This is a genomic window from Methylobacterium platani (assembly GCF_001653715.1).
In the GTDB taxonomy this organism is placed as follows: domain Bacteria; phylum Pseudomonadota; class Alphaproteobacteria; order Rhizobiales; family Beijerinckiaceae; genus Methylobacterium; species Methylobacterium platani.
Genome location: NZ_LWHQ01000010.1, coordinates 1 through 19,788, shown reverse-complemented (window position 1 = coordinate 19,788; position 19,788 = coordinate 1). Strand labels below are relative to the sequence as shown.

At 71.8% G+C, this 19,788-nt stretch carries 15 protein-coding genes and 1 tRNA gene; 9 read left to right on the top strand and 7 right to left on the bottom strand.

Annotated features, from left to right (window positions below):
* Window positions 1-329 precede the first annotated feature (329 nt).
* Window positions 330-2,297 carry a methyl-accepting chemotaxis protein gene (locus A5481_RS04795; protein WP_245239255.1) on the top strand — a complete coding sequence of 656 codons (1,968 nt, stop codon included), beginning with the start codon at window positions 330-332 and terminating at the stop codon, window positions 2,295-2,297.
* A 116-nt stretch (window positions 2,298-2,413) separates the two neighbouring features.
* Here the strand turns inward: A5481_RS04795 and A5481_RS04790 are convergent, their stop codons facing one another.
* Window positions 2,414-3,109 carry a carbonic anhydrase gene (locus A5481_RS04790; RefSeq protein ID WP_048437528.1) on the bottom strand — a complete coding sequence of 232 codons (696 nt, stop codon included), beginning with the start codon at window positions 3,107-3,109 and terminating at the stop codon, window positions 2,414-2,416.
* Window positions 3,110-3,536: 427 nt separating this feature from the next.
* Between A5481_RS04790 and A5481_RS04785 the strand changes: the two genes are divergently transcribed.
* Both A5481_RS04785 and A5481_RS04780 read left to right on the top strand, forming a co-directional pair.
* The gene (locus A5481_RS04785) at window positions 3,537-6,251 is read left to right on the top strand and encodes an ATP-binding cassette domain-containing protein (protein WP_156655607.1); all 2,715 of its coding nucleotides are present in this window, start codon (window positions 3,537-3,539) and stop codon (window positions 6,249-6,251) included.
* Between the two features lie 156 nt (window positions 6,252-6,407).
* Entirely contained in the window at window positions 6,408-7,316 is a 909-nt protein-coding gene (locus A5481_RS04780) for an MBL fold metallo-hydrolase (RefSeq protein WP_082984897.1), read from the top strand.
* A gap of 98 nt (window positions 7,317-7,414) precedes the next feature.
* Here A5481_RS04780 and A5481_RS04775 read toward each other — a convergent pair whose 3' ends face one another.
* The 6 genes from A5481_RS04775 to paaG all read right to left on the bottom strand — a co-directional run bounded on the left by A5481_RS04775 (window position 7,415) and on the right by paaG (window position 12,656).
* Window positions 7,415-8,422 (bottom strand): nickel/cobalt transporter, encoded by a 1,008-nt coding sequence (locus A5481_RS04775; protein ID WP_064503799.1) that lies wholly within the window; start codon window positions 8,420-8,422, stop codon window positions 7,415-7,417.
* Entirely contained in the window at window positions 8,416-9,081 is a 666-nt protein-coding gene (locus A5481_RS04770) for a DUF1007 family protein (protein ID WP_064503822.1), read from the bottom strand. The genes A5481_RS04775 and A5481_RS04770 overlap by 7 nt, the downstream gene beginning before the upstream one ends.
* A gap of 117 nt (window positions 9,082-9,198) precedes the next feature.
* Window positions 9,199-9,873 (bottom strand): TetR/AcrR family transcriptional regulator, encoded by a 675-nt coding sequence (locus tag A5481_RS04765; RefSeq protein WP_082984894.1) that lies wholly within the window; start codon window positions 9,871-9,873, stop codon window positions 9,199-9,201.
* A 41-nt stretch (window positions 9,874-9,914) separates the two neighbouring features.
* The gene (gene paaK, locus A5481_RS04760; RefSeq protein ID WP_064503798.1) at window positions 9,915-11,249 is read right to left on the bottom strand and encodes a phenylacetate--CoA ligase PaaK; all 1,335 of its coding nucleotides are present in this window, start codon (window positions 11,247-11,249) and stop codon (window positions 9,915-9,917) included.
* Between the two features lie 145 nt (window positions 11,250-11,394).
* Entirely contained in the window at window positions 11,395-11,802 is a 408-nt protein-coding gene (gene paaI / locus A5481_RS04755; RefSeq protein WP_082984896.1) for a hydroxyphenylacetyl-CoA thioesterase PaaI, read from the bottom strand.
* 50 nt (window positions 11,803-11,852) lie between these two features.
* Complete coding sequence (gene paaG / locus A5481_RS04750; RefSeq protein ID WP_064503796.1) at window positions 11,853-12,656, bottom strand: 2-(1,2-epoxy-1,2-dihydrophenyl)acetyl-CoA isomerase PaaG; 804 nt, start codon at window positions 12,654-12,656, stop codon at window positions 11,853-11,855.
* 244 nt (window positions 12,657-12,900) lie between these two features.
* Between paaG and A5481_RS04745 the strand changes: the two genes are divergently transcribed.
* The 6 genes from A5481_RS04745 (at window position 12,901) to A5481_RS04720 (ending at window position 19,349) form a co-directional block, all read left to right on the top strand.
* Entirely contained in the window at window positions 12,901-14,073 is a 1,173-nt protein-coding gene (locus tag A5481_RS04745) for an ABC transporter substrate-binding protein (protein ID WP_064503795.1), read from the top strand.
* A gap of 371 nt (window positions 14,074-14,444) precedes the next feature.
* Window positions 14,445-15,482 carry a branched-chain amino acid ABC transporter permease gene (locus A5481_RS04740; RefSeq protein ID WP_048435703.1) on the top strand — a complete coding sequence of 346 codons (1,038 nt, stop codon included), beginning with the start codon at window positions 14,445-14,447 and terminating at the stop codon, window positions 15,480-15,482.
* A gap of 1 nt (window position 15,483) precedes the next feature.
* Entirely contained in the window at window positions 15,484-17,262 is a 1,779-nt protein-coding gene (locus A5481_RS04735; protein WP_048435704.1) for a branched-chain amino acid ABC transporter ATP-binding protein/permease, read from the top strand.
* Complete coding sequence (locus A5481_RS04730) at window positions 17,259-18,014, top strand: ABC transporter ATP-binding protein (RefSeq protein ID WP_048435705.1); 756 nt, start codon at window positions 17,259-17,261, stop codon at window positions 18,012-18,014. The genes A5481_RS04735 and A5481_RS04730 overlap by 4 nt, the downstream gene beginning before the upstream one ends.
* A 153-nt stretch (window positions 18,015-18,167) precedes the next feature.
* Window positions 18,168-18,243, top strand: a tRNA-Ile gene (locus A5481_RS04725).
* Between the two features lie 686 nt (window positions 18,244-18,929).
* A complete protein-coding gene (locus A5481_RS04720; protein ID WP_048435706.1) occupies window positions 18,930-19,349 on the top strand; it encodes a Ros/MucR family transcriptional regulator in 420 nt (139 codons plus the stop codon).
* Window positions 19,350-19,788: the final 439 nt, after the last annotated feature.

Below are 19,788 nucleotides of genomic sequence, written 5' to 3'. Positions count from 1 at the left end.
GGGGCTCGCCCGCGCGCGACGCAGGGATGCCCCGCCCAGCCGCCCCTTCGCCTGCCGCCTCCCTGCCTGCTGTCTCCCGGCCGCTGCCCCGCGAACGCGGGACGCATCGTGTGCAGGCTCCGGCGGCGGCTGCCGACGAAGGCGAAAGAGCGAATTCTGCTCCGGCACGATGCGTGCGCAAGAAGCTTATCTTTTCACCATTCCGGCGAGAAGCCTCGGGAGGTTTCTATTCCCTCAAGGTAATCAAATATTAGAATGTCGTTTGTATAAGAAATAGTCGGATCACGATTTGCCGTAACATCAAGCCGAGAGCACGCAAGAGCAGAACGATGACGATCTCGAGAATGAAAATCGGCATATCAGCGCGAGCGACCATCCTGGTGATCGCGATGTCTTGTATCGCATTCATCGGATCGTCGTTTTATATTCATCGATACCAAGATTTTATCATCAATAAATTCGTCGTCGAAAGCACAGAACAGCTCGGTGCGAGTGCCGCCCAGAACGTCGGCAACTGGATATCCGGCAAACTGGATCTCGTGAAGTTGATGACGCAGCAGATCTCGGCGGGCGGGCCGGCATCGGATCCGTCCGGCATCATGGCGGCACCGGTCGTCCGGGACTCTTTCCTTCTCGGTACCTACGGGCGGCAGGACGGCACCTTCGTCGGCGTGCCCCGGCAGGATCTGCCGGCCGGCTACGATCCCCGGCAGCGGCCGTGGTACAAGGCCGCGATCGCGGCGAACGGGCCCACCCTGACCGAGCCCTACCTGATGGCGGCGCCCCCGGCCCTGGCGATCACGGCTTCGAGCCCGGTCCTCGACGAGAAGGGCATGCCGGTCGGCGTCCTTGGCAGCGCCTTCGACCTCAAGGCCGTCGCCGCCATGCTCAAGACGGTGGACAAGGAAGGCCGGAACTACGCCTACCTGGTCTCCGGGTCCGGAAAGATCCTGATCCACCCGAGGGCGGAGCTCATCAACAAGCCGCTCGCCGACCTGCTGGCCGGCGCCGATTTCGCCAAGGGCGGCGAGCCGGTCGATTCGGCCGAGGACGGCCGGCCGACGCTGACGATGTTCACCCGCATCGCCAACCTCCCGCCCGGCCTCGACTGGTACATCGCCCTGTCCGTCGACAAGGCGAACGCCCTCGCGCCGATCCGGACCCTGACGCAGATCCTGGCCGTCACCACCCTCCTCGCCCTCGTCCTGATGGCGGTCGCCGTCAGCCGTCTGATGACCCTGACGGTCGCGCGGCCGATGCAGCGCCTGGTGCGCGTGCTGGAACGCATGGCGCAGGGGCAGGGCGACGGGGCCGTGGCGGAAGCAAGCCGCGGCGACGAGATCGGGGCCGTCGCCCGGGCGGTCGAGGCCATCACGTCGATGGTCGCGCAGAAGGCCCTCGAACGGGCCGAGATCGAGCGCCTGGCCGAGGAGGCCGCGGCGGCGGAGCGGTCCCGCACGATGACCGGCCTCGCCGACGGGTTCGAGCAGGCGGTCGGCGGAATCGTCGGCGTGGTGTCCGCGTCGTCGACGGAGCTGCAGGCCACCGCGCGCACGATGGCCGCCACCGCCTCGGACGCGGCGCGCAAGTCGACGACGATGGCCTCCGCCGCCGGAGCCGCGGCGTCCAACGTCAACACCGTCGCGGCCGCGGCGGAGGAGCTCAACGCCTCCATCCTGGAGATCGGCCGGCAGGTCGCCGGCTCGGCGGATCTGGCGCGCCGCAGCGTGCAGGAGGCCGACGGAACCGGGGTCCTGGTCCAGGACCTGCGCGCCGCGGTGGCGCGGATCGGCGACGTGGTCGGGCTGATCTCCGACATCGCCAGCCAGACGAACCTGCTCGCCCTCAACGCCACGATCGAGGCGGCGCGCGCCGGCGCGGCCGGCAAGGGCTTCGCCGTGGTGGCGGCGGAGGTGAAGGCGCTCGCGGCGCAGACCGCCCGGGCGACGCACGACATCTCGAACCAGATCGCCGCGATCCAGGCGACCACGAACCAGGCGGTCTCGTCGATCGGCGGCATCACCGCGCGCATCCGCGAGATCGACGCCGTCGCCGCCTCGATCGCGACCGCGGTCGAGGAGCAGGGCGCCGCGACGCAGGACATCGTGGAGAATGTCGGCCGCGCCGCGCGGGACAACGACCAGGTGACGAGCGACATCGCCGGGATGGCCGGAGCCGCGGAGGAGACGGGCGCGGCCGCGAGCCAAGTCCTGGGGGCGGCCTCCGAGCTGTCGCGGCAATCCGAGCGGCTCGCGGCCCAGGTCGGCGACTTCCTCGCCCGGGTGCGGGCGGGCTGAACCGGCCTCATGCGCCCGTACCCTCGCGCCTGCGCATCGGCGCCGGCGCGAGGAGGCGGGGACCTCGCGGGCTCGGCCGGCGCCTTCGGACGGGTCCGCTCGAAGGCGCGGCGGCATCATTCGGCCGCGATCGACACGACCTCGGGCGCGGCGCGCCGCGGCACCGACACCTCGGCCACCGGCAGCGGCGCGTCGTCGGAGAGCGCCACGAACCGCGTCCCGTCATAGGCGTGCAGCCGGCCGGTCTCGATCTCGAAGAACCAGCCGTGCAGGGAGAGCCGCCCCTTGGCGAGCGCCGCCGCCACGCTCGGATGGGTGCGCAGATGGGCGAGCTGCACCACCACGTTCTCGAGGGCGAGCGCCCGCAGGCGGTCCTTCGGGTCGATGTCGTCCGGATAGGCCTCGCAGACGATGCGGTCGGCGGCGTGGCTGTGGCGCAGCCAGGCGGCGACGTTGGGCATCGCGGCGAGCGCGCCGGGCTGCATCAGCCCCTTCATCGCGCCGCAATCCGAGTGGCCGCAGACCACGACGTCGCGCACGCCGAGGGCCACCACCGCGTACTCGATCGCCGAGGAGACGCCGCCGTTCATCTCCGCGAAGGGCGGCACGATGTTGCCGGCGTTGCGGCAGACGAACAGCTCGCCGGGGCCGGCCTGGGTGATGTGCTCGGGCGCGACCCGGGAATCGGCGCAGGCGATGATCAGGGCCTTGGGCTGCTGCCCGTCGCGCACCAGGCGCTCGTACATCCGCTGCTGTCCCGGGAAGACGCTGCCGCGGAAGGTGGAGATGCCCTGGATGATGCTGCTGTCCACGTGGGGTCCTCGTGCTGGCGGATGCAGGGACGGGCGACACGGCCCCTCCCCACTCGAACGACTGTATTTCCGAACAAGAATCCTTCCGTCCGGCGATGACCATGAGGATGAGCCAAGCATCTCCCCCGGGATGTGCGTCGACGCACCCCGGCATCGACCGGGTATTAATCCCGGGATCCGGACGATCGGGTGCGGTCGCGCACCTCGTCTCTGCGGCATCGTGCGACCGCGGGACGATGCGGGGCCGCGGCGGCGTCCGCACGCGGCTTGACCGCTCCGGTCCCCGCGGCCCATACCTCGCGCGAGCATCGAGGAGGCCCATGGTCACCACCGCGAGACGGCCCCCGGGCCTGCCCCCGCGCACCGGACCGGCGCCGGCCCCGCGTCGCCCGGGCGTTCCCGCCCCCCGGCGCCACCGCCCGCTCTGATGGACCGCGATCCGATCGTCTTCGCCTGGCGCAGCGCCAAGCGCCGGCACGCCGCCGCCATCGCGGTCGCCCTCGGGCTCGGCGGCCCCCTGGTCGGGCTCGGCCTGCTGGCGCTGCGCGACCTCGTCGACGAGCTCCTGGCCCTGGCCGAGCCGGGACGGGGCCCGATCCACTTCCTGCACCTCGTCGTGCCGCTGCCCGAGCGTCTCGGCAGAAGCGGCCTGGTGCTGGTGTCCGGCTGGCCGCTGCCCGAGAGCACCCTGACCCTGTCGGCGCTGGCCTGCCTGGTCGGCGTCGCCCTGGCGCTCGCTGCCCTCGGCTGGGGCGTGGCGCGGCTCTGCGTGACGGCGCAGGCCGAGTCGGTGCGCCGCCTGCGCGAGCAGGCCGAGGACGCGATCCTGCGCTCCGGGCCGGCCGCCCGCGACGACGCCCGGGCGCTGGCCGGCCAGGTCGGGGCGGCGATCCGGGCGGCCGACGGGCTGCTCGCCGTCGGCATCCTCGTGCCGGCGCTGGCCGCGGGCAGCGTGGGGCTCGCCCTCGCGGTCGCGGCGGCGGTGGCGCCGCGGCTGGTGGCCGCCGCCGGCATCAGCCTCGTGGCGGCGGCGATGGCGCGCCAGCTCCTCATCGCCCGCACCGAGCGCCGGGACGACCAGCGGCGGCTGGAAGGCGCCGCCCTGGAACGCGGCCTGACCGACCTGGTGCGGCGGCTTCCCGCGGTGCGGGCCCACGGCACCGCCGCCTTCGAGCATGCCCGCCTCGGCCACGTCGCCGAGCGGGCGCGCCGGGCGCTGACCGAGACCGAGAACGAGCTCTCCCGCGCCCGCGCCCCGGCGCTGGCGCTGGCGGTGCTGGTGCCGACCCTGGTCCTGGCCGCCGCCCTGTGGCAGGCTCCGTCCCCCGCCGCCCCGGTGAGCGCGGGCGGGCTGTCGGCGGTGCTCGGCGCGCTCGCGGTCGCCTCGAGCGCGGTCGCCGCCTTCCTGCGCCAGAACCGCCGCCGCCGCGCGGCCCTGCCGGCCTTCCGGGAGATCGCCCGCGCCACCGCCTCGCTGGAAGCCCGCGCCCGCGCCCCGCGCCGCCTGCGCGCGCAATCCGAGCCCCTGCCCGATCACGGGCCGATCGTGCTCTCCCGCGTCGCCGCCTACGACCCGGCCTCGGGCGAGCGCCTGATCGGCCTCGACCTGACCCTGCCGATGCCGGGCCACGTGGCGATCCTCGGCGACCGCGGCAGCGGCAGCCGGGTGCTGGCGGCGCTGATCGCCGGCCAGCTCGAGCCGACGGCGGGGGCCGTCACCTATGCGGCCACCGACCTGCGCTCGGTCGAGCCGGCCGAGCGGGCCCGGCGCATCGCCTATGCCGGGGGCGAGCCGGTGCTGATGAACGGCACCCTGCTGCAGAACCTGCTCTACGGCGACCTCGCCTTCGCCGACGGGTCGAGCCCGGATGCCGGCGCGCCGAACGCCCGCGAGATCGAGGAGCGGCTGGTCGAGGCCCTGTCGGTCACCGGGCTCGACCACCTGGTCTACGGCCGCGGGCTCGCCAGCGTGATGCCGCGCCGGCTCGATGCCGCGACGGCCGCCGCCATCGTCGAGACCCGCGGCGCCCTGCGGGCGGCGCTGGCGGCGGACAACGCCGCCCACCTGATCGAGCCGTTCGATCCCGCACGCTACAACCGCCAGGCCACGGTCGGCGAGAACATCCTGTTCGGCGAGCCGGTCGGCTCCGCCTTCTCGGAGGCGCGGCTCGCCGGCCATCCCTTCACCCGGGCGGTGCTGGAGGCGGAAGGCCTGACCCGGCCGATGACCGAGATGGGCCTCGCCATCGCCCGGGCGACGGTCGAGATCTTCTCCGACCTGCCGGACGACCATCCGCTCTTCGATGCGTTCTCGCTGTTTCCGGCCCGCGAGCGCGGCTTCTTCGAGGACCTGGTGGCGCGCCAGCCGGAGGCCTCCGGCTGGCGCCGCGGCCCGGCCGGGCAGCGCGACCGCGCCCGCCTGATCGGCCTGTGCCTGCGCTACAGCGAGACGCGCCACCGCTTCGGGCTGATCGACGAGGCGATGGAGGCGCGCCTCGTCGCGGCGCGGCGCACCTTCGCGGAGCTGCTGCCGGCCTCGCTCACCGGCTCGGTCGAGTTCTACGATCCCTCCCGGGTCACCGCGGCGGCGAGCCTGGAGGAGAACCTGCTGTTCGGCCGGATCGCCGGCGCCGAGGCCGGGGCCGGGGCGCGGGTGCGCGCCCTGATGCAGGCGGTCCTGCGCGAGCGCGGCCTGGAGCGCACGGTCTACCGCTTCGGGCTCGCCAGCCAGGTCGATCCGCGGGCGGCGGAGAGCGGTCTGTCCGGCCGCGACGGCTTCACGCCGTACGAGCGCGCGGCGATCGACGTCGCCCGCTGCCTGGTGCGCCGGCCCGACATCCTGGTCGTCGGCCTCGCCCTCGACGACCGCAGCGCCTCCGAGATCATGGCGGGGGTCGGGCGCCTGCGGGCGGCCCGGGCCGGACGCGGCCTCGTGGTCTGCCTGCCGGACGCATGCCGGCCCGATCCGGCGGCGCCCTTCGACCTGGTGCTGCGGGCCGAGCGCACGACGGTGGTGCGGACCGACGCCCCGCCGGCCGCCTCCCCGCCGGAGGTGGATCTTTCGCGCCCGCCCGCCCCGGCGCAGGATGCGGCGTCATCCACAGGACCGGTGCGCGAGCACACCCGCTTAACGACAGATTAGGCCGACCGGGGGAACCTTCGTCTTGCGCACATCGTTCGTGAGGCACATCTCTCGTGCACAGCCTTCGATAGTGTCTTGCCGGGCCGTCCGGCCGGAGCATCCGCCATGTGCGTCATCGCACATCCAACCACCACAACCCCCATCACGGTCGCCGGCATGACAACGAGGGGTCCTCTCATGGAAGCCGGCCTGACGCTCCGGTTCTGGGGCGTCAGGGGGTCGACTTGCGCCTCCGGTCCGGATTTCGTGGAATTCGGCGGGCACACCCCCTGCGTCGAGGTCCGCTGCGGCGAGCGCCTGTTCGTGATCGATGCCGGCACCGGCATCAACGCCTTCGGGGTCCACCACCGCGAGCGGCTGCCCCAGCGGATCGACCTGCTGCTCAGCCACCTGCACCTCGACCATGTCAGCGGCCTGCCGTTCCTGAAGCCGGCCGTGCTCGACCCCTCGCGCGAGATCCACACCTGGTGCGGCAACCTCGACGGGCAGAGCGCGGCCGAGCCGCTCGACCGGCTGTTCTCGCCGCCGCTCTTCCCGATCACCCTCGACATGCTCCCCGCCCGGTTCGTGCACCACGGCTTCAAGGCCGGCGAGAGCCTGACCTTTCCGGACGGCGCGGTCGTCGACACCATCCCGCTCCAGCACCCGCAGGGCGCCACCGGCTACCGCTTCCGCCACGGCGGCCGCACCGCCTGCTACATCAGCGACCTCGAACATTCCGAGCCCTGGCCCGACCCGGCCCTGCTCGACTTCGTGCGCGGCGCGGACCTCGTGGTCTACGACGGCATGTTCACGCAAGGGGAGTATCCCTCCTGCCGCGGTTGGGGCCACTCGACCTGGCAGAAGGGCGTCGAGCTGTGCCAGGCCGGCGATGTCGGGCGGCTCGCCATCGTGCACCTCTACCCCCAGCACACCGACGCGCTGCTGCGCGACCTGGAGGGCCAGATGCAGGCCGAGATGCCCGGCGCCTTCGTGGCCCGCGAACGCCAGGAGATCAGCTTCACGGCGATCGCGGCGGCGAGCCCGCGGCGCCGGCGAGCCCCGCGGGTCGCGGCGGTGGCCTGAGCAGATTTCGCCGATGTGGTTACCGGTTCGGTGCCAAAAATCTGCGACACACCAAGAACCTAAGCGGGCGAAGCGTTGGCCTGCCAACGCGAGTCTGCTTAGAACGCCGCGGCGGCCCAGCCGGACAGCAGCCCGGCCCCGAGCACCAGCACGAAGGCGGCGGCCCACAGTTCCAGCACGCCGACCGCGATCGCCCCGCCCTGGCCGCGCCCGCCGGCGAGCCGGAGCGCCAGCGCCTTGGCGAAGACCGCGAGCGCCGCCAGCACCCCGGTGGTGATCGCGGTGCCGAGGGCCATCGCGAGGGTCGCGGCGATTCCCGCCCACAGGATGCCCTGCGACAGGGCGAAGACCAGCACCAGCACCGCCCCGGCGCAAGGGCGCGTGCCGGCGGCGAGGACCACGCCGGCCTGCTCGCGAAAGCCCGAGAGCCGCTCGACCCGTCCCCCGTCGGCGAGCCCGGCATGGCCGCATTCGGGCCCGCAGGCGGGACCCGCCTCGCGGGCGAGGAGGCGGGCGAGCTGCCCGGCCTTGCGCCAGGTCACGGCCGCGCCGAGGAGCGCCACGCAGGCGAAGCCCGCGGTCTCGATCATGGTGCCGGCCTGGTTGAGGCCGGCGGCGGTCAGGCGCAAAACCACGGCGCCGCCGCAGACCAGCGCCAGGGCGACGAGCGCCTGGAGCAGGGCCGCGAGCAGGCTCAACGTGAAGCCGCGCTTCAGGGCCCGCTCGCCGGCCATCAGGTAGCCGGCGATCACCGCCTTGCCGTGGCCGGGGCCGGCGGCGTGCAGCACGCCGTAGGCGAAGCCGAGCCCGACCAGGGTCAGGGTGCCGTCGCGGCCTGCCTTGACCGCCGAGACCGCCGCCTGGAGCGCCCGCGAGAAACCCGCCTGCATCGCCAGCAGCCAGGCGCCGAGGCTGGTGGCGCCGGTCGGCGCCGCCTCGCGGAAGCCGATGCCGAAGGGCGAGCGCGGCGGCGCCCGGAAGCCCGGCGCCAGGAGCCCGAGCAGGGCGGCGAGCAGGGCCGCGGCGGCCAGCACCGCGAGCACGGCGAGGCCCAGGCGCTGGAGCCCGCGGGAGGGCGGCGCGAGGCTGAGCGCCCGGGTCAGCATGCGACGACGATCCGGTTGGCGAATTGCACGCCGTAGGTCGAGGCGGCGGTCAGCGCCTCGAAGAACGCCTCCGACATGCCGGTGGCGGCGGGCGCCGGACGTGCCGCAGGGTCGGATTTGGGCCGGTGCGCGGTGGCGCGGCAGCCGGCGGGCGCGCCCTTCAGGGTGGCGACCGCGTCGCCCTCGGCGAGGCTGAAGGCGACGAAGTAGGTCGGGTCGTAGACCTCGAGCGAGGCGGTGCCGGCGAGCGGCGCCTTGAGCGGCAGGGTGAAGCGCAGGGTGAGCTGCCCGTCCGCGAAGCTCATCGACGGATCGGCCGCGGTGCCGAGCTCGACCTTGCGGCCGTTGACCTTCAGCAGCGTGAAGTAGCCCTGCTCGGCGAGGTTGTCGGCATTGTCGCGTGCCAGCGCCGCGAGCGCCGCCGGGTTCACCGACCCGGTCGGCGACTGGCCGAGGCCCTGGACCGCGAAGGCGGAATAGGTCGGGTCGAAGGTCCAGGCGTGCCGCACCGACCGCAGGGCACCGTCCGGCCCGTAATCGAGCTCGGCCTGGGTGGTGATCCAGACATGCGGGTGCGCGAGGGCCGGCGTCGCCGCGACGAGGGCGGCGGGGAGCAGGCAGGGCAGGAGGCGGGCGGAGAGACGGGTGAGGCGCGGCATGACGATGTCCTTCGGCGACGCTCGCCCGTCGTGGTTGACCATCGGTAAAGCGCCCTGCGCCACCGCGGCCGCACTGGTCCCGCCGCATTGCGGCAGGAGCGGGGCGGCGCCCGGGTCTCACTCCCCGGCCGCCCCGACCTCCGCCACCCCCTGCTCGCCGATTCCTTGAGTGCCGATCCCTTGCGCGCCGATCCCTTGTGCGCCGATCCCTTGCGCACCTTGCGCGATCAGCCGGGTCACCAGGCCGGCGTAATCCGCCCGGGTCAGGCCCGCGCCGGGGCGGAACCACAGGTAGTGCCAGTTGACCATGCCGAAGAACGACATCGTGACGGGCTTGAGAAGCGCCGTCCCGGCGAGGTGGGGGGCCACCCCGGCGATCGCCTCGGAGAACAGGCGCACCAGCTCGCGCTCGCTCGCCTTCACCTCCGCCTGGCGCTCGGCCGAGAGCAGGCCGAGGTGGTTGATCTGCACCTTGTGCTGCGCGTCGGCGTCCCGGTACGCCTCGAGCAGCGCCTCGGTGAGGCTGCGCAGGCGCGCCTCGGCGGGCAGCCCCGGGCGGTCGGCGGCCTCGACCGCCTCCAGCAGCTCCTCGAGGTGCAGCCGGATCACGTCGAACAGGATCTCGTCCTTGTCGCGGTAGTAGTGGTACAGGTTCGCCTTCGAGACGCCGCAGGCCTCGGCGATCCGGCTCATCGAGGCGCGGTCGTAGCCGTGGGCGGCGAACAGCTCGGCCGAGCGATCGAGGATCGCCCGGCTCTTGTCGTCGTAGTCGCTGGCGCGGGTGCGGGCCATGGGGTCTCGTCGCTAGTCGTCGTGTCGTCTTCGCCGTGCGGCTATTCTCGGGGACGCCAGTCGATGACGCGGCGGGCCTTGCCGAGGGAGCGCTCGATGCCGCCCGGCGGCAGGACCTCCACCGTCGCGGTGATGCCGATCGTGTCCTTGACCGCGTGGCAGAGCCGGTCGGCGGCGGCCTCGCGCAGGTCCGCGGCGTCCGCCTCCGGCCGCGCCTCGACGCGGATCGTCATGGTGTCCATCCGGCCCTCGCGCGCCAGCACGACCTGGTAATGGGCCGAGAGGGCCGGGATCGTCAGGATCTTCTCCTCGATCTGGCTCGGGAAGACGTTGACCCCGCGCACGATCATCATGTCGTCGGAGCGGCCGGTGATCTTCTCCATCCGGCGCATCGCCCGGGCGGTGCCGGGGAGGAGCCGCGTCAGGTCGCGGGTGCGGTAGCGGATCACCGGCATCGCCTGCTTGGTGAGCGAGGTGAAGACCAGCTCCCCCTCCTCCCCGTCCGGCAGGACCGCGCCGGTGCGCGGATCGACGATCTCGGGGTAGAAGTGGTCTTCCCAGACGTGCAGGCCGTCCTTGGTCTCGACGCACTCGCTCGCGACCCCCGGCCCCATCACCTCCGACAGCCCGTAGATGTCGACGGCGTGGAGGTCGAACGCCTCCTCGATCTCGCTGCGCATCGCGTTGGTCCAGGGCTCGGCCCCGAAGATGCCGACCTTGAGCGAGGAGGCCCGCGGGTCGAGCCCCTGGCGGCGGAACTCGTCGAGGATCGCCAGCATGTAGGACGGCGTCACCATGATGATGTCGGGCTTGAAATCCTGGATCAGCTGGACCTGGCGCTCGGTCATCCCGCCGGACATCGGGATCACCGTGCAGCCCAGCCGCTCGGCGCCGTAATGCGCGCCCAACCCCCCGGTGAACAGCCCGTAGCCGTAGGCGACGTGGACCAGCATCCCGGGCCGCCCGCCCGCCGCCCGGATCGAGCGCGCCACCACGTCGGCCCAGGTGTCGATGTCGGCCTTCGTGTACCCCACCACCGTCGGCTTGCCGGTTGTGCCCGACGAGGCGTGGATGCGCGCCACCTCCTCGCGCGGCACCGCGAACATCCCGAAGGGATAGTTCGCCCGCAGATCCGCCTTGGCGGTGAAGGGGAAGCGCGCGAGGTCGGGGAGATCCCGGAAGTCGCCCGGATGCACGCCGGCCGCGTCGAAGGCGGCGCGGTAATGCGGCACGTGGGCGTAGGCGTGGTGCAGGGTCTCGCGCAGCTTCTCCCGCTGCCACTCGGCGAGTTCCGCCCGCGAGGCGGTCTCGAACCGGTCGAGCTCGGCGGCCTCCGGCACCATCCGGGCGAGCTTGCGGGGGGCGATCTGGAGCATGGCGATTCTCCCTGAAGTGTTTCTTCAATCGTATTCGTAGATCGAGCCGATTATCCCACCTGCGACCTCACCCCGAGGCGTCGGTTCATCGAAGTTCGACTGACGCCTCGGAGTGAGGTCGCAGGTGGGATGAGAGGGACGGCGTTCAGCCGAGCGCCGATCCCCCCTCCCCCGCCAATACCGTCCCCGGCACGGTGCGCGAATGGCCGCGGAACTCCGCCACCACGCGCCCCTCCGCATCCGTCACCGTCACGTCGTAGAGGCCCGAGCGTCCCTCGCGCACCCGCTCGACGGCCCGGGCCGTGAGCACCTCGCCGCGCTTCCCCGGCCGCAGGAAGGTGACGGCGCAATGTTGCGCCACCGCCCGCTGGTCGTAGGCGTTACACGCGAAGGCGAAGGCCGAATCGGCCAGCGCGAACAGGAAGCCGCCGTGGCAGGAGCCGTGGCCGTTCACCATGTCGTCGCGCACCCGCATCGACAGCACCGCCTCGCCCGGGCCGGCATGCTCGAGACGCATCCCGAGCCCCTGGCTCGCCCGGTCCTCGGCCCACATCGCCGCGGCGCAGGCGCGGGCGACCGCGTCGGGGCTCGTGTCCGCGGGGCTCACCGCTTGCGCCCGGTGAATCGCGCCGGGCGCTTCTCCAGGAAGGCGGCCACGCCCTCGCGGTAATCCGGCGAGCGGCCGGCCTCCCCCTGCAGGTCGCTCTCGACCTGGAGCTGCCGGTCGAGGTCGTTCGTCTCCGAGGCGTCGAGGGCGCGGCGGATCAGCGCCAGCCCGTAGGTCGGCGCCTGCGCGAGCCGCGCGGCGAGGCGATGGGCTTCCGTCATCAGGTCGGCATCGTCGACCACCCGCCAGATCATGCCCCAGGCCTCCGCCTGCTCGGCGGTGATCGGCTCGGCGAGCAGCGCCATGCCGCGGGCCCGCGCCCGGCCGGCGAGGCGCGGTAAGAGCCAGGTGCCGCCGGCATCCGGGATCAGCCCGAGCTTGGCGAAGGCCTGAAGGAACTTCGCCGAGCGCGCGGCGAGCACGAGGTCGCCGTGGAAGGCGAGGCTGGCGCCGGCACCGGCCGCGACCCCGTTGACGGCGCAGATCAGCGGCATCGGCAGGTCGCGGATCTGGCGGACCAGCGGGTTGTAGAACTCCGTGAGGGTGCGGGAGAGATCCGGCTCGACATCCGGCGCGAAGTTGCGGGCCGAGAGATCCTGGCCGGCGCAGAAGCCGCGGCCGGCCCCGGTGAGGATCAGCGCCCGGCATTCCGGATCGGCGGCGGCGTCGCCGAGCGCGGCGCGCAGGGCGAGGTGCAGCGGCTCGTCGAAGGCGTTGAGCCGGTCGGGCCGGTTGAGGACCAGCACGCGGTAGCCCGCGTGGCGCTCGGTGAGCACCAGGGTCTCGCTCGTCTCGCTCATTCGGTGCGCCCTCCCGTCCCGCCGTGTCGGGTCCCTCGGGAGCCGCCGGCGCGATCTATTGACCAACCGGACGGTAAATTATAAGGCTGTGGGGGTGAAGTCAAACACGCGGGCCGTTAGCCGAACGCCAGGGTAGACGGACGCTGCGCGGGACTGCAAAGCACGAACGGGCGGGCCCAACGAGGTCCGCGATGCCGGCGACCGGGCTTCAACCGGCGCGGCCTGAGAACGGGAGGACATCACCATGAGGCGCATCGTCTGGGCGCTCGCCCTCGCCGGCACCGTTCTGGCCGGACCAGTTCTTTCCGGCCAAGCGCTGGCGCAGCCGATCAAGATCGGCGTGACCATCGCCAAGACCGGCCCGGCGGCGTCGCTCGGCATCCCGCAGGCCAACACCGTCACGCTGCTGCCGACCGAGATCGGCGGCCAGAAGGTCGAGTGGATCGTCCTCGACGACGCCACCGACACCACCAAGGGCGTCGCCAACGCGCGCAAGCTCGCGAGTGACGATCACGTCGACGCCATCGTCGGCTCGTCGGTGACGCCGGTCTCGCTCGCCCTGATCGAGGTCGCGGCCGAGGCCAAGGTGCCGCTGATCAGCCTGGCTGCCTCCTCCAAGATCGTCGCCCCGATGGACGACAAGCGCCGCTGGGTGTTCAAGGCGCCGCAGAACGACGGCCTGATGGCCGAGGCGATCGCGACTCACATGGCGAAGGCCGGCGTGAAGTCGGTCGGCTTCATCGGCTTCAACGACGCCTACGGCGACGGCTGGCTGTCCGAGATCACGCCCCGCCTGGAAGCCAAGGGCATCAAGCTCGCCGCGACCGAGCGCTACGCCCGCACCGATACCAGCGTCACCGGCCAGGTGCTGAAGGTGATGGCGGCGCGTCCCGACGCGGTCCTGATCGCCGGCTCGGGCACACCCGCCGCGCTGCCGCAGAAGACGCTCAAGGAGCGCGGCTACGCCGGCAAGTACTACCAGACCCACGGCGTCGCCAATGCCGACTTCCTGCGCGTCGGCGGCAAGGACCTGGAAGGCACGGTACTGCCGGCAGGCCCCCTGCTGGTGGCCGAGCAGCTTCCCGAATCGAATCCGGTGCGCAAGGTCGCCCTCGACTACACCAAGGCCTACGAGGCGAAGTTCGGCGCAGGCTCGCTCGCGACCTTCGGCGGCCACGCCTACGACGCCCAGGTGCTGCTGGCGAACGCGATTCCCGTCGCGCTCAAGACCGCCAAGCCCGGCACGCCGGAGTTCCGCGCCGCGCTCCGCGACGCGATCGAGGGCCTGAAGGACGTGGTCTACACCAACGGCGTCGTCAACATGACCCCGACCGACCATGTCGGCCAGGACGACCGCGCCCGCGTGATGGTGACGATCGAGAACGGCAAGTGGAAGCTGCTGTCGGCGACGAATTGATCGGCGGCTGCCGCGCGATCTGCTCAGAGACCTATTAAAGCGCGGGATCCCCTCTCCAGGCGATGCCGGGCTTGCCCGGTATCGCTGCAAGGTGTGGGAGAGGGGTAGGGGTGAGGGTGATACGGTTCCGCAGAATACTGAACCGTTACGCTGCCAGCACGACGCTTCGAGCTTAATACTGAAGCCGAGCCACCCTCACCCCTAACCCCTCTCCCACACGGGAGAGGGGGACGCGCTCAAATTTTCTCGGATCGATCGAGCGGAATCCACATGAGATCTTCCGCACCTCAGGATGAGGTCGCGGGTGGGATCGACCTGAAAAACGACATCCCCCAAGACGCCCTGCCCCACGACGCCCAGGACCCTCCTCCGTGGACGCCACGATCCTCCTTCTCCTCCTCCAGGACGGCGTCGTGAACGGCGCGATCTACGCGCTGATCGCCCTGTCGCTGGTCCTGGTCTTCACCGTCACCCGGGTGATCCTGATCCCGCAGGGCGAGTTCGTCGCCTACGGGGCGCTGACGCTGGCGAGCCTGGAGGCCGGCACCCTGCCGGGCACGGTGCCGCTGCTGCTCGGCCTCGGCGGTCTCGCCTTCCTGGCCGATTGCGCGGAAGGCCGCCACACCCTCGACGGCCGGACGCTCCTGCGCCTCGCGCTCCGGGACCTTGCGCTCCCGGCCCTCGTCGCCGCGGCCGCCTGGATCCTCGGGCCGATGAAGCCCGGCCTCTTGATCGAGATCCTGGTGACGCTCGCCATCGTGACGCCGATGGGCGGCTTCCTGCACGCGGTAGCGTTCCGGCCGCTGGCCCATGCCTCGGTGCTGGTGTTGCTGATCGCCTCGGTCGGCGTGCATCTGGCACTCACCGGCCTCGGCCTCGTGTTCTTCGGCGCGGAAGGGTCGCGCACCCCGCCGCTGTCGGAGGCCTCGTTCCCGGCCGGGCCCCTGCTCATCAGCGGGCAGTCGCTGTGGATGATCGGCCTGACGCTCGCGATCATCGTCGGCTTATGGCTGTTCTTCTCGCGCACGCTGCTCGGCAAGGCGCTGATCGCCACCGCGGTCAACCGGCTCGGCGCCCGGCTGATGGGTATCGCGCCCTCCCTCGCCGGCCGGCTCAGCTTCTCGGTCGCGGCCTTCATCGGGGCCTTGTCGGGCGTGCTGATCGCGCCGCTCACCACCGTCTACTACGACACCGGCTTCCTCATCGGCCTCAAGGGCTTCGTCGCGGCGATCATCGGCGGGCTCGCGAGCTACCCGGCGGCGGCCGCCGCCGCGATCCTCGTCGGCATCATCGAATCCGTCGCCTCGTTCGAGGCCAGCGCCTTCAAGGAGGTGATCGTGTTCATGGCGATCATCCCGGTCCTGCTCTGGCGCTCCCTGCGCTCGGCCCCGATCGAGGACGAGGAGTAAGATGCCCACCCGCCTCACTCCCACCGGTATTCTGGCCGGCCTGACCGCCCTCCTGATCGTCGCCCTCCCCTTCCTGCCCGGCGTGCCGCCGTTCTGGCTCACGCTGCTGACCTATGCCGGCCTCTCGGCCATCGTGGTCACCGGGCTCGTCGTGCTCACCGGGGTCGCCGGCATCACCTCCTTCGGGCAGGCGATGTTCGTCGGCATCAGCGCCTACGCCACGGCCCTGCTGACGACCGAAGGAGGCCTGTCGCCGTGGCTCTCGCTGCCGGTGGCGCTGCTGCTGTCGGCGGCGGCCGCCTGGGTCATCGGCGCGATCACGCTGCGCCTCTCGGGCCATTACCTGCCGCTCGGCACCATCGCCTGGAACATCTCGTTCTTCTACATCCTCGGCAACACCGACGCGCTCGGCCGCTACGACGGGCTGACCGGCCTGCCGCCGATCGCGATCCTCGGACATCCGATCCTCGGCGGGGGCGAGGCGCTGCTCCTCACCTGGGGATTCCTGGGCGTCAGCCTCTGGCTCACTCACCGCCTGCTGCGCTCGCGCACCGGCCGGGCGATCCGGGCGCTGAAGGGGGGCGTCGTCGCGGCGGAATCCTTCGGGGTCGACACCGCGCGGGTGAAGATCGTCGCCTTCGTCTACGCAGGCCTGCTGGCGGCGCTCTCGGGCTGGCTCTACGCCCACATCCAGCGCGCCATCAACCCGACGCCGTTCGGCATCAATGCCGGCATCGAGTACCTGCTGATGGCGGTGATCGGCGGGGCCGGCTCGATCGGCGGCGGCGTGTTCGGCGCCGTGCTGGTGACGGTGCTGAAGGACCAGCTCCAGAACGTTCTGCCGCTGGTGTTCGGGGCGCAGGGCAACTTCGAGGCGATCGTGTTCGGGGTGCTCCTGGTGCTGATGCTCCAGCGCGCCCCGGACGGGTTGTGGCCGCTGATCGTCCGCCGCACGGTCTCCGCCCCGCCGGACCGCGGATCGGCCGCGCAGCCCCTGGCGCCGCGCCCGGCCGCGGCGCCCGGCACGGTCCTGCTCGAGGCCGCGCATCTCAGGAAGACCTTCGGCGGCCTCGTCGCGGTCAACGACATCGGCTTCCGGGTCGCGGCCGGCGAGGTGGTGGCGCTGATCGGGCCGAACGGCGCGGGCAAGAGCACCACCTTCAACCTCGTCACCGGCGTCGCCCGCCTCACCGCCGGCGCGGTGCGGCTCCAGGGGCGGGACGTCACGGGCCTGCCGGCCAGGCGCATCGCCCGGCTCGGCTGCGCCCGCACCTTCCAGCACGTCAAGCTCGTCGCCGGCATGTCGGTGATCGAGAACGTGGCGCTGGGCGCCCACCTGCGCGGGTCGGCCGGCCCGGTCCGCGGCGCGCTCGGGCTCGATGCGGCGGAGGAGGCCGCCCTCTTCGCCGAGGCCGACCGGCAGCTCGCCCGGGTCGGGCTGTCGGCCTGCCGCGACCTGCCGGCCGGCAGCCTGGCACTCGGCCAGCAGCGCATCGTCGAGATCGCCCGGGCGCTCTGCCTCGGCCCGCAGCTTCTCCTCCTCGACGAGCCGGCGGCGGGCCTGCGCCACCAGGAGAAGCAGGCGTTGGGCGACCTCTTGCGCCGCCTGCGCCAGGAGGGCCTCGGCATCCTGCTCGTCGAGCACGACATGGATTTCGTGATGGGGCTCGCCGACCGGCTGGTGGTGATGAATTTCGGCGCCAAGCTGTGCGAGGGCGCCCCCGCCTCGGTCCGCCGCGACCCGGCGGTGGTCGAGGCCTATCTGGGGAGCGCCGCATGACCGTCCCGATGCTCGAGGCGGAGGCCGTCTCCGTCGCCTACGGCAAGGTCGAGGCGGTGCGCGGCGTCTCGCTGACCGTCGCGCCCGGGCGGCTCGTCACGGTGCTGGGCGCCAACGGCGCCGGCAAGACGACGCTCCTCAACGCCCTGATGGGCGTGCTGCCGGCCCGCGGCCGCATCCGCTTCGAGGGCGCCGACCTGACGCGGCTGCCCGTCGAGGCCCGCGTCGCGAGGGGCCTGAGCCTGATCCCCGAGCGCCGCGAGCTGTTCTCGACGATGAGCGTCGAGGACAACCTGAAGCTCGGCGCCTTCCGGTTCCGCAGCCAGGGCGGCGGCGGCGATCTCGGCGAGATGTACCGCCTCTTCCCCCGCCTCGCCGAGCGCCGGCGCCAGCAGGCCGGCACGCTCTCGGGCGGCGAGCGCCAGATGCTCGCCATGGCGCGCGCGCTGATGGGCCGGCCGCGCCTCCTGATGCTCGACGAGCCGAGCCTCGGCCTCGCCCCCCTGATCGTCGCCGAGGTGATGCGCACCGTGGCGCGGCTGCGCGACGAGGGGGTGGCGATCCTCCTCGTCGAGCAGAATGCCCGGGCGGCGCTCCGCATCGCCGATCACGGCTACGTCCTCGACGGCGGCCGCGTGGTCATCGAGGGCGACAGCCGCACCCTCCAGGGCGACGCCCGGGTGATCGAGACCTATCTCGGCACCCTCGCGGCCGACGACGCCCCGCCGAACCGCGCCGCCTCCGGGCGGTGAGCCGGTCCGGACCCACCGCGCCGGACGGCCACGACGGGACGGTTCGGGGACTTGCCGAGACGATGCGGCCCGGGTACCTACGGGCAGGGTGTCCACCGTCGAACCCGTCGCCCGATGGCAGACGAGGTCCGAGACGGCGAGGACGAGACCCGAGGGCCTGTAGCTCAATGGTTAGAGCCGACCGCTCATAACGGTCTGGTTGTAGGTTCGAGTCCTACCGGGCCCACCACCTTTTCCCGATCCGTCGACACCGTCCGGGCGGCGACCTTGGCGTCCAGCGGGGAGGCAGCGGCACATCGGCCGCCCTGCCGAGACGCGGGCGGCGAGACGCCGCATAGTACTGCGCTATAGTATCGCGATCGACCCGGCCCTTCGCTGCGCTCGAGAGCGGCGGACCAGGCCGACAGGAAGACGAGCTTCGGGATATCTCTCCCCGGCACGGGCATCTTCCGGGATGAGGCGACATCAATGGTCGGGAGTGCAAGTCTTCGCCTCACGACAGGCCGGATCCGGTCATCGCCGGATCGGCGCTTGTTCGAATGGTTTCTCGGCGCTCCGCGACGGTTCCCGACGGCAAGAGGAGCGTCCTCGCCGTACGATCGCGCCATGCCGGCCCTTCGCAAGATGCGGCGGGACGAGGTGCCGGCATGGCCGGCTCTCCGCGTCCGGGATCCTGCCGGTTCGACAGCGCCTTTCGCCCGCTGAACAGGCGACGCATCCGGTGAAGCCGTGCCGCGCCGGACCTCATCGCAGCGAGATCTGTGCGACGATTTCCAATGCGATCCGGATTTCGACAGTGACCGCCATGCTGATCGGCTAATCCACAGCACCCTGCAGGCGAAATTTGATATTTACAGCTGCCTGAGTCACTACAAGGGTGATTTCAAGACAGAAATCACAGGATCGTAATACCACATGACGAACGTAGAAACTTCCGATACGGATCTGATTAGCCTCGCAGCCAGCATCGTGTCGGCCTATGTGACAAGGAATAGCCTGCCGGTCGGCGATCTGCCGGCACTGATCGCAGCGACACATGCCGCTCTCGGCCAGCTCGGTACGCCTGCCGAACCGGAGCCGGTCCGCCCGCAGCCTCCCGTGCCGATCAAGAAGACGGTGGCGTACGACTACATCATCAGCCTGGAAGACGGCCAGAAGTACAAGGCGCTGAAGCGCCATCTCAACGGCCGCGGTCTGACCGCGGAAGAGTACAAGCGCAAATGGGGCCTGCCGGCCGATTATCCGATGGTGTGCGAGGCCTACGCGAAGGCGCGGTCCGATCTGGCCAAGAGCATCGGCCTGGGTCAGCCGCGTGCGCGCGCGGGAGCGCGCTGACGGGCGCTGCCCGCCCCGATGCGACGGGGTGACCGGGTCTCTCGATGCGCCGTGCGAGGAGAGCGGGCCCCGGCGTGACGGAAACCCGCCGGATGACGGCCCGGTCGATTCCGGGCCGTCCGAGAGGCTAAGCAGACTTGCGTTGGCAGGCCACACGGTACACGACACCGCGACCTCGGCCCGACCATAGGGGCGGACGATCCTCGTGAGTCTCCCCCTTTCCCGGACGACTGAAACGACGTGGAAGGAGATCCGGGATCCAGCGGAAAAAGTGCCGCGAAGCGGCTCGATAGTCTGCAGCGTTGCAGACAGGCGGACGCTTCGCGACGTGTCATGCTGGATCCCGGATCTCCTTCCGCTGACGCTCCAGTCGTCCGGGAAAGGGGGTCGGCCAACGATGGGCCGCGAGGCCGACCGCAGGGCGACGGAGCTCGTGTCG

Coding starts and splice junctions, on each gene's coding strand:
- A5481_RS04795 (WP_245239255.1), top strand. CDS start 330: ATGACGATCTCGAGAATGAAAATCGGCATATCAGCGCGAGCGACCATC.
- A5481_RS04785 (WP_156655607.1), top strand. CDS start 3,537: ATGGACCGCGATCCGATCGTCTTCGCCTGGCGCAGCGCCAAGCGCCGG.
- A5481_RS04780 (WP_082984897.1), top strand. CDS start 6,408: ATGACAACGAGGGGTCCTCTCATGGAAGCCGGCCTGACGCTCCGGTTC.
- A5481_RS04775 (WP_064503799.1), bottom strand. CDS start 8,422: ATGCTGACCCGGGCGCTCAGCCTCGCGCCGCCCTCCCGCGGGCTCCAG.
- A5481_RS04770 (WP_064503822.1), bottom strand. CDS start 9,081: ATGCCGCGCCTCACCCGTCTCTCCGCCCGCCTCCTGCCCTGCCTGCTC.
- A5481_RS04765 (WP_082984894.1), bottom strand. CDS start 9,873: ATGGCCCGCACCCGCGCCAGCGACTACGACGACAAGAGCCGGGCGATC.
- paaK (WP_064503798.1), bottom strand. CDS start 11,249: ATGCTCCAGATCGCCCCCCGCAAGCTCGCCCGGATGGTGCCGGAGGCC.
- paaI (WP_082984896.1), bottom strand. CDS start 11,802: ATGTGGGCCGAGGACCGGGCGAGCCAGGGGCTCGGGATGCGTCTCGAG.
- paaG (WP_064503796.1), bottom strand. CDS start 12,656: ATGAGCGAGACGAGCGAGACCCTGGTGCTCACCGAGCGCCACGCGGGC.
- A5481_RS04745 (WP_064503795.1), top strand. CDS start 12,901: ATGAGGCGCATCGTCTGGGCGCTCGCCCTCGCCGGCACCGTTCTGGCC.
- A5481_RS04735 (WP_048435704.1), top strand. CDS start 15,484: ATGCCCACCCGCCTCACTCCCACCGGTATTCTGGCCGGCCTGACCGCC.
- A5481_RS04730 (WP_048435705.1), top strand. CDS start 17,259: ATGACCGTCCCGATGCTCGAGGCGGAGGCCGTCTCCGTCGCCTACGGC.
- A5481_RS04720 (WP_048435706.1), top strand. CDS start 18,930: ATGACGAACGTAGAAACTTCCGATACGGATCTGATTAGCCTCGCAGCC.